This window comes from Janthinobacterium sp. GW821-FHT03C08, from assembly GCF_059420905.1.
Map to the genome: position 1 here is coordinate 1 of NZ_JBWKUP010000003.1, position 12869 is coordinate 12869.

The 12869-nt window shown below is 60.2% G+C and carries 8 protein-coding genes and 2 rRNA genes; 7 read left to right on the plus strand and 3 right to left on the minus strand.

Annotated features, from left to right (window positions below):
- Positions 1-1350, plus strand: a 23S ribosomal RNA gene (locus tag AC07VL_RS04480); the annotation flags it as partial.
- A gap of 142 nt (positions 1351-1492) precedes the next feature.
- Positions 1493-1605: ribosomal RNA gene (rrf, locus tag AC07VL_RS04485) — 5S ribosomal RNA — on the plus strand.
- 191 nt (positions 1606-1796) lie between these two features.
- Here rrf and AC07VL_RS04490 read toward each other — a convergent pair.
- Positions 1797-2357, minus strand: a complete 561-nt coding sequence (locus AC07VL_RS04490) for an acyloxyacyl hydrolase (protein WP_494804771.1) — start codon at positions 2355-2357, stop codon at positions 1797-1799.
- Between the two features lie 131 nt (positions 2358-2488).
- Between AC07VL_RS04490 and AC07VL_RS04495 the strand changes: the two genes are divergently transcribed.
- Positions 2489-3391, plus strand: a complete 903-nt coding sequence (locus tag AC07VL_RS04495; RefSeq protein WP_494804772.1) for an NAD(P)-dependent oxidoreductase — start codon at positions 2489-2491, stop codon at positions 3389-3391.
- Here AC07VL_RS04495 and AC07VL_RS04500 read toward each other — a convergent pair.
- Positions 3388-4581, minus strand: a complete 1194-nt coding sequence (locus AC07VL_RS04500; protein WP_494804773.1) for a M20 aminoacylase family protein — start codon at positions 4579-4581, stop codon at positions 3388-3390. The two genes, AC07VL_RS04495 and AC07VL_RS04500, sit on opposite strands and share 4 nt — an antisense overlap.
- A 206-nt stretch (positions 4582-4787) precedes the next feature.
- Here AC07VL_RS04500 and AC07VL_RS04505 point away from each other — a divergent pair, with 206 nt between their 5' ends.
- The 4 genes from AC07VL_RS04505 to AC07VL_RS04520 all read left to right on the plus strand — a co-directional run bounded on the left by AC07VL_RS04505 (position 4788) and on the right by AC07VL_RS04520 (position 11623).
- Positions 4788-6863, plus strand: coding sequence for a molybdopterin-containing oxidoreductase family protein (locus tag AC07VL_RS04505; RefSeq protein ID WP_494804774.1), 2076 nt, complete (start codon positions 4788-4790; stop codon positions 6861-6863).
- 2 nt (positions 6864-6865) lie between these two features.
- Positions 6866-7921 carry an aminopeptidase gene (locus AC07VL_RS04510; protein ID WP_494804775.1) on the plus strand — a complete coding sequence of 352 codons (1056 nt, stop codon included), beginning with the start codon at positions 6866-6868 and terminating at the stop codon, positions 7919-7921.
- A gap of 276 nt (positions 7922-8197) precedes the next feature.
- The gene (locus AC07VL_RS04515) at positions 8198-9880 is read left to right on the plus strand and encodes a long-chain fatty acid--CoA ligase (RefSeq protein ID WP_494804776.1); all 1683 of its coding nucleotides are present in this window, start codon (positions 8198-8200) and stop codon (positions 9878-9880) included.
- A 60-nt stretch (positions 9881-9940) separates the two neighbouring features.
- The gene (locus tag AC07VL_RS04520; RefSeq protein ID WP_494804777.1) at positions 9941-11623 is read left to right on the plus strand and encodes a long-chain-fatty-acid--CoA ligase; all 1683 of its coding nucleotides are present in this window, start codon (positions 9941-9943) and stop codon (positions 11621-11623) included.
- On the opposite strand, the gene AC07VL_RS04525 is transcribed toward AC07VL_RS04520, so the two are convergent.
- The gene (locus tag AC07VL_RS04525; RefSeq protein ID WP_494804778.1) at positions 11620-12792 is read right to left on the minus strand and encodes an acyltransferase family protein; all 1173 of its coding nucleotides are present in this window, start codon (positions 12790-12792) and stop codon (positions 11620-11622) included. The genes AC07VL_RS04520 and AC07VL_RS04525 overlap by 4 nt on opposite strands.
- Positions 12793-12869 lie beyond the last annotated feature (77 nt).

Below are 12869 nucleotides of genomic sequence, written 5' to 3' on the forward strand. Positions count from 1 at the left end.
CACGAAGCAATCGGAAGTGGTTCCAAGAAAAGCCTCTAAGCTTCAGTCATACGAGACCGTACCGCAAACCGACACAGGTGGGCGAGATGAGTATTCTAAGGCGCTTGAGAGAACTCGGGAGAAGGAACTCGGCAAATTGGTACCGTAACTTCGGGAAAAGGTACGCCCCGGTAGCTTGATTGGTTTACTCCATGAGGGTGAAAGGGTTGCAATAAACTGGTGGCTGCGACTGTTTAATAAAAACACAGCACTCTGCAAACACGAAAGTGGACGTATAGGGTGTGACGCCTGCCCGGTGCTGGAAGATTAAATGATGGGGTGCAAGCTCTTGATTGAAGTCCCAGTAAACGGCGGCCGTAACTATAACGGTCCTAAGGTAGCGAAATTCCTTGTCGGGTAAGTTCCGACCTGCACGAATGGCGTAACGATGGCCACACTGTCTCCTCCCGAGACTCAGCGAAGTTGAAATGTTTGTGATGATGCAATCTACCCGCGGCTAGACGGAAAGACCCCATGAACCTTTACTGTAGCTTTGCATTGGACTTTGAACCAATCTGTGTAGGATAGGTGGGAGGCTTTGAAGCGGGGACGCTAGTTCTCGTGGAGCCAACCTTGAAATACCACCCTGGTTTGTTTGAGGTTCTAACCTTGGTCCGTTATCCGGATCGGGGACAGTGCATGGTAGGCAGTTTGACTGGGGCGGTCTCCTCCTAAAGTGTAACGGAGGAGTTCGAAGGTACGCTAGATACGGTCGGACATCGTGTTGATAGTGCAATGGCATAAGCGTGCTTAACTGCGAGACTGACAAGTCGAGCAGGTACGAAAGTAGGACATAGTGATCCGGTGGTTCTGTATGGAAGGGCCATCGCTCAACGGATAAAAGGTACTCTGGGGATAACAGGCTGATTCCTCCCAAGAGTTCATATCGACGGGGGAGTTTGGCACCTCGATGTCGGCTCATCACATCCTGGGGCTGTAGCCGGTCCCAAGGGTATGGCTGTTCGCCATTTAAAGTGGTACGTGAGCTGGGTTTAAAACGTCGTGAGACAGTTTGGTCCCTATCTGCCGTGGGCGTTGGAAATTTGAAGGGGGCTGCTCCTAGTACGAGAGGACCGGAGTGGACGAACCTCTGGTGTACCGGTTGTCACGCCAGTGGCATTGCCGGGTAGCTAAGTTCGGAAGAGATAACCGCTGAAAGCATCTAAGCGGGAAACTTGCCTTGAGATGAGATTTCCCAGAGCCTTGAGCTCTTTGAAGGGTCGTTCGAGACCAGGACGTTGATAGGCTGGGTGTGGAAGTGCAGTAATGCATTAAGCTAACCAGTACTAATTGCCCGTACGGCTTGTCCCTATAACCTTAGCAGGTACAGAGGATGAGAAAGTACATGTTGCGTGTTGTTGATCGCAGTCATTACCCAAAATGCTAAATAATCCGCTTCTTCCAGATTCAGGCCTTGTCGCTCCACTGAGGACAAGCGCCAGTACAAGTTATGCCTGATGACCATAGCAAGTTGGTCCCACCCCTTCCCATCCCGAACAGGACCGTGAAACAACTTTGCGCCGATGATAGTGCTGCAACCAGTGTGAAAGTAGGTTATCGTCAGGCTTGTTATTCGCAGTAAGAGAAAAACCCGCTCAGCAATGAGCGGGTTTTTTTTCGTCTGGCGCTTTGTTGTGGCGAGTTCCACAGGGAATCGACCCCCGACGGCTCAATATACGCAGGTGTATGCAGCAGTGAATGCGACAGGCGAAAAAAAAGACAGCGCTATGCGCTGCCTTTGTCATTTATCAAACCCATTAGAAATGATAAGCGACTTTGACGTTCATGTAATTGACGCCGCTATTCGGTTTCTTGTAGCCGCCGTTCGAGAAATGCTGGATTTTCGCAGCGACTTCCCATTTGTTGTTGAAGACGTAGCCGACGCCGATGTGGTCGCCGAACTGGAAGTGGGTCGACAGGCGGTTATCGTCGTTATCGTACAGCTTTGACAGCATGTGTACGCCGATACCGGCTTCCGCATACAAGCCCAGCTTATTCGTGTTCTCAAAGCGGAATACAGGGGTCAAGCCCAGATCCCACAGCTTTTGATGCTGGCCAGGAACATTGCGATAGCTCTTGCCATCCCAGCCGCCAATGCTTGCATCCCAGTAACCGCTCAGTTGCGTGCCATTCGAGACAAACCAGGCTTTATCCCAGTTCGAGGTCACGCCAGCGCGCAGCATTTGTACCTTCACGCCCTTGGCGTACTCGCCGTAGACCGAGTCGATCAGTTTGTCGTCCGCTGCGAAGGCCGTGTGGCTGGCCAGCAGGGCGGCGGCAAGCGCCAGGAATTTGCATACTTGATTCTGATAGGACATATCTTCTTTCATCGTAAAATTAGCCAACGGGATGCGCACTAGCCATCGGTAGCGCGCGGCAGAGTGTAGTGTAACTGCTGAACATCAAACCAATTCTTACCATTACTTAATATTTGGCCATAGGAGCCGCAGTGACATTCCCTACAAAGATTGCCTTCCTTGGTATAGGCCTGATGGGCGAGCCGATGGCGCGCCGTTTGCTGCAAGCTGGGTATTTTGTCACAGTTTGGAATCGCACGCTAAGCAAGGCCCAAGTGCTGAAAACGGCCGGTGCGCAGGTGGCGGCATCGTTGGCCGATGCCGTGTCCGATGCCGAGGTCGTGATATCGATGCTGGAAGCTGGGCCAGCTGTCGCCGGCCTCATCGGGGATGCCTTGCCAGCCTTGAGACCGGGTACCTTATGGATCGACATGAGTTCGACCCAGCAAGTTGAAGCGCAGCAATTCCACGCCCGGCTGGCAGGTGCCGGCCACGGTTTCATCGACGCGCCCGTCTCAGGCGGTGTCGGCGGCGCGCAGGCCGGCAGCCTGGCCATCATGGCCGGCGGCAGCGGTAGCGATTACGCCCGCGTGGAAACGCTGCTGGCAGCCATGGGCCGGCCTACTCTGGTGGGGCCGGCGGGCAGCGGCCAGGTGGCCAAGCTGTGCAACCAGCTGATCGTGGGCGCCACCCTGAACATCGTGGCCGAAGCCTTGTTGCTGGCCCAGGCGGCAGGCGCCGATGCGGCTGCCGTGCGCACGGCCATCCGTGGTGGCTTTGCCGAAAGCAGGATACTGGAGGTGCATGGCCAGCGCATGCTGGAACGGAACTTTGTCGCTGGCGGCCAGGTGAAAAGCCAGGTCAAGGATATGCACAACATCCTCGCGGCAGCTGCGGCGGCCCACGTCACCTTGCCGGTGACGCAGCTGGTGACGCAGCGCTATGAAAGCATCGCCGCTACCTATCCGACGGCGGACCATGCGGCAGCCTTGCTGGCCCTGGAAGCATTGAATCCGGGCCAGCGCCTCGGTGATGGCCCGGACAAGCTTGCTTAATTGACGGGCAGGCTCGCTTCGGCCAGCTTGACCCAGAAACTGGCGCCGATGGGCAGCAGATGGTCGTTGAAGTCGTAGCTGCCGTTGTGCAGCACGCACGGCCCCAGGCCGTGGCCACCATCGCGGTGATCGCCGTCACCGTTGCCGATGAAGATGTAGCAGCCGGCTTTTTCTTGCAGGAAGAAGGCGAAATCTTCCGCGCCCATGGTCGGTTCGACATTCGCGTTGACCTTGTCGGCCCCCACCACGCTTTTCATGACCTCGACGGCGAACGCCGTTTCCTTGGCATGGTTGACCAGCGGCGGATAGTTGCGCTTGAAGTGGAACTCGACTTCTGCGCCAAAGGCGGCGGCCGTGTGCACGGCGATGTCGCGCATGCGCTCTTCGATGAGGTCCAGCACGGGCGTGGTGAAGGTGCGCACGGTACCGACCAGGCTGGCATCGTCGGGGATGACGTTGGTGGCGCTGCCCGCATGGATTTGCGTGATCGACAACACGGCCGTGTCCAGCGGACTCTTGTTGCGGGTGATGATGGTTTGCCAGCTTTGCGCGATCTGCACGGCCACCATCACGGGATCGATGCCCTTGTGGGGCTGGGCCGCGTGGGCACCCTTGCCTTTCACGGTGACGTGGAATTCATTGCTGGAGGCCATCATGGGGCCTTCCACCACGCTCAGGGTGCCCGTTTCGGCGCCTGGCCAGTTGTGCATGCCGTAGATGGCATCCATGGGAAAGCGGGTAAACAAGCCGTCAGCGATCATTTCGCGCGCGCCCGCGCCGCCTTCTTCCGCCGGCTGGAAGACCAGGTAGACCGTGCCATCAAAATGGCGGTGCTGCGCCAGGTAATGGGCCGCACCGAGCAGCATGGCCGTGTGGCCGTCGTGGCCGCAGGCGTGCATCTTGCCCGGGTGGCGCGACGCATGCTCGAAGGTATTCATTTCCTGCATGGGCAGGGCATCCATGTCGGCGCGCAGGCCAATGGCGCGTTTCGAAGTGCCATTCTGGATGATGCCGACCACGCCGGTGCGGCCCAGGCCGCGTACCACGGGAATGCCCCATTCCGTCAGTTTGGCGGCGACCACGTCCGAGGTGCGCTGTTCTTCGTAGCACAGTTCGGGGTGCGCATGCAGGTCGCGGCGGATGCCTTGCAGCTCGGATTGAAACGCCAAGATCGGATCAACTAGTTTCATGGAACTCTCCTGTGGATGCTGGCGCGCAGCCATGTAGGGCGCGCCGGACCGCGTCTGTTTGATCAAAAACATGCGCGGCTAATAATGCATTGTAGCCCTTGTTTGCAGGGTAAATCCAGCGCACGGACCAGCTTGCCCTGACGCCAACAGCAAGCGCGCGGAATGGTTTACAGTATCGCCTTCCGCCAACGTTTTTGGATTGCACCATGACCACCACCCAAGTGCGCGCCGCCTGCCCGCTCGATTGCCCCGATACCTGCGCCCTCCTGGTCACGGTGACCGATGGCGTGGCCACCGCTGTCAAGGGCGATCCCGACCACCCGACCACGGCCGGCGTGCTGTGCACCAAGGTGTCGCGCTTCACGGAGCGCACCTACCATGCGGACCGCTTGCTGACGCCGCTGCGCCGCGTGGGCAGGAAGGGGGAAGGCAAGTTCGAGCCCATCAGCTGGGACGAAGCACTGACGACCATCGCGGCCCGCTTGAAACCGATCGCCGCGCGCGATCCGCAGGCAATCTTGCCGTATAGCTACTGCGGCACCATGGGCCTGGTGCAGGGTGAATCGATGTCGTCGCGCTTCTTCAACCAGCTGGGCGCTTCCTTGCTGGACCGCACCATCTGCGCCTCGGCCGGCGCCACGGGCTACCGCTACACGGTGGGCGCCAGCATCGGCACGGACCTGGAACAGTTCCAGAACGCCAAGTTGATCATCATCTGGGGCGGCAACCCGATCGCCTCGAACCTGCACTTCTGGATGCGAGCGCAAGAAGCCAAGCGCCAGGGCGCCACCCTGATCGCCATCGACCCCTACCGTTCGCTGACGGCCGAAAAATGCCACCAGCATATCGCCTTGCTGCCGGGTACGGATGCGGCCCTGGCCCTGGGCTTGATGCATGTCCTGATTGTGGAAGATTGGCTCGATCATGACTATATCGAACGCTACACTGAGGGTTATGACGCCTTGAAACAGCGCGCCCTGGAGTGGCCGCCCGAACGGGTAGCCGAGGTATGCGGCATCACGACCGCGGAAGTGGTGGACTTGGCGCGCCTGTACGGCCAGACGTGCCGCGCGGGCGAGGGCGCGGCCATCCGCACCAATTATGGCGTGCAGCGCGTGCATGGCGGCGGCATGGCCGTGCGCAATATCGCCTGCCTGCCGGCCCTGACGGGCGCCTGGCGCCATGCGGCCGGCGGCATGCAACTGTCGAGCTCGGGTTCCTTCCCCGTCAACCGCAAGGCCCTGCAGCGCCCTGATTTATTGAAAGGCACGCCGCGCACCATCAACATGAGCACCATCGGCGACGACCTGTTGAAAGCCAGCTCGCCCGAATTCGGCCCGCAGGTGGAAGCCGTGATCGTCTACAACTCGAATCCCCTGGCCGTGGCGCCCGATTCCTCGAAAGTGGCGCAGGGCTTTGCCCGCGAAGACTTGTTTACCGTCGTGCTCGAGCACTTCCAGACCGATACCGTCGACTACGCCGACATCGTGCTGCCCGCCACCACGCAGCTGGAGCATGTCGATGCGCATGCCACCTATGGTCACCTGTACATGATGGCGAACAATGCGGCCGTCGCGCCCCTGGGTGAAGCGAAGGCGAATACGGAAATCTTCCGCTTGCTGGCCCGCTACATGGGCTTTGATGATCCGTGCTTCCAGGAAAGCGACGATGCGCTGGCCGCCAAGGCCTTCGATGCAACGGATGTGCGCGCCGTGCATTTCGATTGGGAATCACTGAAACGCACGGGCTGGCAAAAGCTGGCCATGCCGGAAGCGCCGTTCGCCACGGGCGGCTTCCCCACGCCATCGGGCAAGTGCGAGTTTTATTCCAGCGCCATGGCGCAGGCGGGGCTCGATCCCTTGCCGACGTATATCGCACCGCACGAATCGCCAGCGAGCAATCCCGCGCTGGCGGCGCGTTATCCGCTGGCGATGATTTCGCCGCCGGCGCGCAATTTCCTCAATTCCACTTTTGTGAACGTGAAAAGCCTGCGGGCGGCCGAGGGCGAGCCGCACCTGGACATCCATCCCGACGACTGCGCCGCGCGCGGCATCGCGGCCGGCGACATGGTGCGCATCTTCAATGACCGGGGCAGCTTCGTTGCCAAGGCCAGGGTCACGGACAAGGCGCGACGGGGCCTGGTGGTGGGCCTGTCCGTGTGGTGGAAAAAGCTTGCCAGCGATGGCAAGAATGCCAATGAAGTGACGAGCCAGCGCCTGACGGACATGGGCCGCGCGCCCACCTTCTACGACACGCTGGTCGAAGTGGAAAAGGTTGCCTGAACATGGCCTTGGCGCGCTGGCCGGCCCGGCTGCTTGTCGGCATGCTGTGCCTGTCGCTGGGCGGCTGTACGCAGCTGCGCTATTACGCCCAGGCGGCGCAGGGGCAATATGCGCTGTGGTCCGGCGCGCGCCCCGTCGATGCCTGGCTCGATGACCCGGCCACCGAACCGCGCCTGAAAGTGCGCCTGGCCAAGGCGCAGCAGATTCGCCGCTTTGCCGTCAGCGAGCTGGATTTACCGGACAATGGCAGCTACAAGAATTATGCCGCCCTGCAGCGTCCCTTCGTGTTGTGGAACGTGGTGGCCACGCCGGAACTGTCCTTGCAGCCGCTGCAATGGTGTTTTCCCATCGCCGGCTGCGTCAATTACCGCGGCTATTACAGCAAGGACGAGGCGCTGGCCTATGCCGACGAGTTGCGCGCCCAGCATTACGACGTGCAGGTGGGCGGCGTGCCGGCGTACTCCACCCTGGGCTGGTTCGACGACCCCCTGCTGTCGACCTTCATCAACTACAACGATGCGGAACTGGCGCGCCTGATTTTCCACGAACTGGCGCACCAGGTGGTGTACGTGCCCGGCGATTCGGCCTTCAACGAATCGTTCGCCAGCGCCGTGGAAGAGGCGGGCGTGCAGCGCTGGCTGGCGCAGGAGGGCAATGACGCCATGCGCGCGGGCTACGTCCAGTACACGGCGCGGCGCCAGGATTTTCTGGCCCTGCTGCTGACATACCGGGGGAAACTGGAAGCCGTGTATGCCAGCGACGCCAGCGACGCGGACAAGCGCGCGCGCAAGGCGCAGGTGTTTGCGGCATTGCAAGACGCGTATCAGGTGCTGAAGAAAAACTGGGGTGGTTTTGCCGGCTACGACCGCTGGTTCGAGCAGCCATTGAGCAATGCGCACCTGGCTTCCGTGTCCACCTACAATGAATTTTTGCCGGCCTTCAAAAAATTGCTGGAAGAAAAAAAGAACTTTCGTGCTTTTTATGCTGCAGTGCACACAATGTCCCAGCTCGGCAAGCCTGAGCGCAGGCAGGCGCTGGAACAATTGTCCAGCCCGTGACCCGTAAAGATTGTCCCATGCGCCGAGGCGGGCGATCCTGCAACGGCGTATTTATCATGCTGCAATGCAGCACAAAACAGCCCTAGAGTTGCCGCTCGAATCCTGTTGAAAGCGCTTGCATGGAAGCGCGGCGCCCGATAGCATCGCGTTAGTAGCATAGAGCAATTGCTCGTCAGAATGCTCAAACTGACTGCCGGACGACAGAATCCGCAGCAATGATCCGCGTCGGCAAGATGCGCCGGCTCCCCCACGATTATTCGAGACAAGAGGCACAGGATGGAAAAAATTTGGCTGAAGTCGTATCCTCCCGGCGTTCCCGCCGACATCGATCCTGATCAATATCGTTCGCTGGTGCATCTGCTGGAAGAAGCGTTTCAAAAATATGCAGACCGCAATGCCTATGTCTGCATGGACAAATTTCTCACCTACGCCGAACTCGACACCTATTCGCGCCAACTGGGCGCCTGGCTGCAAAGCCGCGGCTTGAAAAAAGGGGCCAGAGTCGCCCTGATGATGCCGAACGTGCTGCAGTATCCCGTGGCGATCGCTGCCGTGCTGCGCGCCGGCTATACGGTGGTCAACGTCAATCCGCTCTACACGCCGCGCGAACTGGAGCACCAGCTCAACGATTCGGGTAGCGAAGCGATCATCGTGCTGGAAAACTTTGCCCATACGGTCGAGCAGGTGCTGAGCAAGACTGCCGTCAAGCACATCATCGTCGCCAGCATGGGCGAAATGCTGGGCGGCTTGAAGGGCATGATCGTCAATTTTGTCGTGCGCAACGTCAAGAAGATGGTGCCGGCCTATTCGCTGCCGAACGCCATGCGCTTCAAGCAGGCGCTGGCGCTGGGCAGCCGCATGAAACTCACGCCCGTCGAGCTGAGCATCAACGACGCTGCCTTCCTGCAATACACGGGCGGCACCACGGGCGTGTCGAAAGGCGCGACCTTGAGCCACCGCAATGTGATCGCCAATGTACTGCAAAGCGAAGCGTGGTCGGGCGCGGCGCTCGACCAGAACAGCAAGGAGCAGCTGATCGTCGTCTGCGCCCTGCCGCTGTACCATATCTTTGCCCTGACGGCGTGCGCCATGTGGGGCACGCGCGTGGGCGCGCTGAATATCCTGATCCCGAATCCGCGCGATATCCCCGGCCTGATCAAGGAACTGGGCAAGTACAAATTCAACCTGTTGCCCGCCGTCAATACGCTGTATAACGCGCTGGTCAACCATCCCGATTTTGCCAAGCTCGACTTCTCGGGCTTGAAGATCGCCAACGGCGGCGGCATGGCGGTGCAGCAAGCCGTCAACGACAAGTGGCTGCAAGTGACGGGCGTGTCCATCATCGAAGGCTATGGCTTGTCGGAAACGTCGCCTGTCGCCACCTGCAACCGCGCCGACAGCACGGCGTTTTCCGGCACCATCGGCTTGCCCGTGCCGTCGACCGAGATTGCCATCCTCGACGATGACGGCAAGGAAGTGCCACTGGGCCAGACGGGCGAGATCGCCATCCGCGGCCCGCAGGTGATGAGCGGTTACTGGAACCGTCCCGATGAAACGGCGAAGGTCATGACGCCGGACGGCTATTTCAAATCGGGCGACGTGGGCATCATGGACGAGCGCGGCTACGTGAAGATCGTGGACCGCAAGAAAGACATGATTCTCGTCTCCGGCTTCAATGTGTATCCGAACGAAGTCGAAGCCGTCATCGCGGCCCATCCGGGCGTGCTCGAGTGCGCCTGCGTGGGCGTGCCGGACGAGCATTCGGGCGAGGCCGTGAAGGTGTTTGTCGTGCGCAAGGACCCCGGCCTGACGGCGGAGACGCTGATGGCGTATTGCAAGGAACAATTCACGGGCTACAAGCGGCCGAAATACATCGAGTTCCGCGATGAACTGCCGAAAACCAACGTCGGCAAGATTTTGCGTCGCGCCCTGCGCGACGAAACGAAGCAAGCAGCATAAACAGTGCAGGGTGCGCGTCCAGGGCGCGCACCCTTTCATACAGATAAAGATGAGGCATAGATGGACAAGATTTGGTTGAAGTCGTACCCGGACAGCGTTCCCGCAGAGATTGACTGCACGCAATACCGTTCCGTCACGCATTTGCTGGAAGAATCGTTCCAGAAATACGCGGACCGCAATGCTTTCGTGTGCATGGATAAGTTCCTCACGTATCGCGAACTCGACAAGCTGTCGCTGCAGATGGGGGCCTGGCTGCAAAGCAAGGGCCTCAAGACGGGCGCGCGCGTGGCGATCATGCTGCCCAACGTGCTGCAGTATCCGGTGGCGATGGCGGCGATCCTGCGCGCCGGCTACACCGTGGTCAACGTCAACCCGCTGTACACGCCGCGCGAATTGCAGCACCAGCTGGTCGATTCGGGCAGCGAAGCGATCATCGTGCTGGAAAACTTCGCCACCACGGTCGAGCAGGTGTTGCCGCACACGCAGGTCAAGCATGTGATCGTGGCCACCATGGGCGACTTGCTGGGCGGCTTGAAGGGCACCATCGTCAACTTCGTCGTGCGCAAGATCAAGAAAATGGTGCCCGCGTTTTCCTTGCCGGGCGCCATCAGTTTCAACAAGATGCTGGCCGAAGGCGCGCGCCTGACCCTCACGCCCGTGCAGCAGGGCCATGACGATATCGTCTTCCTGCAATACACGGGCGGCACGACGGGCGTGTCGAAAGGCGCGATGCTGTTGCACCGTAACGTGATCGCCAACGTGCTGCAAAACGAGGCGTGGATGGCGCCCGTGATGACCAAGGAAATGCGCGCCACCTCGATGGGATTCATGTGCGCCTTGCCCCTGTATCACATCTATTCGCTGACGGTCAGCGCCCTGATGGGCATGCGCCTGGGTGGCATGTGCGTGCTGATTCCCAACCCGCGCGACATCCCTGGTTTCGTCAAGGAATTGAGCAAGCATAAGATCGTCGTCTTCCCGGCCGTCAATACCCTGTACAACGCGCTGCTGAACAATGCGGATTTCGCCAAGCTCGATTTTTCCAGCTACAAAGTGTGCAATGGCGGCGGCATGGCCCTGCAGCGCAACGTGGCCGAACGCTGGCTGAAACTGACGGGCTGCCCGTTGATCGAAGGTTATGGCATGTCGGAAACGTCGCCCGTGGTGACGGGCAACCGCGTCGATATCACGGAATTCACGGGCACCATCGGCCTGCCTTTCCCGTCGACGGAAGTGGCCATCCTCAACGATGACGGCGTGGAAGTGCCGCTGGGCGAGCCGGGCGAGATCGCCGTGCGCGGCCCGCAGGTGATGGCCGGCTACTGGCAGCGTCCGGACGAGACGGCCAAGTCGATGACGGCGGACGGCTACTTCAAGACGGGCGACGTGGGCGTCATGGATGAGCGCGGCTACGTGAAGATCGTCGACCGCAAGAAAGACATGATCATCGTTTCCGGCTTCAATGTGTATCCGAACGAGGTGGAAGACGTGGTCGCCTCGTGCCCGGGCGTGCTCGAATGCGCCTGCATCGGCGTGCCGGATGCCAACTCGGGCGAAGCCGTGAAAGTGTTTGTCGTGCGCAAGGACCCGAACCTGACGGTGGAACAGATCCGCGAGCACTGCAAGCATGAATTGACGGCGTACAAGAAGCCGAAATACATCGAGTTCCGCGATGAATTGCCGAAAACCAACGTTGGCAAGATCTTGCGCCGTCAATTGCGCGACGAGAAGAAAGCCGCTTAATTCGCCGGCACGGCCGTGTCCGCCGCTACGGCTTGCCGTGGCCGGGCGGACAGGCCGAAGCAGGGGCGCAGCCAGTTCACCTTGCTGATCACCAGCGAGGTGCCCAGCCAGCAGATGGCCACCGTGCCGGCCAGGACCAGCAGGGGTTCGACCACCGGGCCCAGCTTCAGCGGCACCAGCCAGTAGGCCAGCAGGATGATCGCGCTCTGGTGCAGGATATACCAGGGAAAGACGGCCTGCCGCGCCCATGGCAGCCAGGCAAAGGGGCGGTTCAAGAGGGTATGCGACCAGCCCAGGATGGTGCAGATGGCCAGCCACATGTACAGGTTGCGCAGGGGCCAGGAGCCGGCCGAGGCCCAGGTCAGCAGGTTTTCCGAGTAAATCTGGTCAAAAACCATGTACCCGGCGAACGCGCCCAGGCCCAGCCACAGCGTGTGCCAGCGCAGGCGCGCCAGTTCCGCCCACAATCCCTTGTCATTGCCCAGCCACCAGCCATACACGAACATCGTGAAATACATGGCGTGCGCATACCAGTCGCGTACCACCGCATGGGTTTCCGGGTAACGCATTTTCAGGAAGACCATGGCCGCCAGTGCCGGCAGCGCAGGCAGCACCAGCAAACGCCAGCCGCGCAAGCGCTGGAAGCATGGTTTCAGCACCGCCAGCAGCGGCTGCAGCGCCGCCAGCACCACGGTGTAGAGCAGCAGGTACACCAGGTACCACAGATGATTCCACGTAAATCCATATTGCCAGCCGGCGAATGCCCCGGCCGGCCAGGCGTGGCCGCCAAAGTAGTGCAGCAGGAAACGGCCAAAGCCCGGTTCCACGAGGCCGTTGCTGACGCCTTCGCAATACGGCTGGATGGGGATGATGACGGCCATGCCGAACAGCAAGGGCAGCAGCAGGCGTTTGGTGCGGCGCCACAGGAAGGCGCCGCGTGTGCGCTGCGTCATCATGGCGCAGGACACGCCGGAGACGAGGAAGACGATTTCCATGCGCCAGCGGTTGAGAAAGACCAGCGGCATGTTCAGGGCATCGGTGGCATAGCTGCTGTGCATGTGAAAGTTCCAGCCATCCATGTACAAGAGGGCGGTGTGATAGACGATCAGCAGGCTGAAAACGAGAAAGCGCAGGGCGTCGATGTCGTGACGGCGGGAATCTATGGTCATGATCGGTGGGAAGTGGTGAAGGAAGGTCCCAGCATAGGCAGGGGCGCGGCGGCCAGCCAGCGAAATGGGACCAGCGG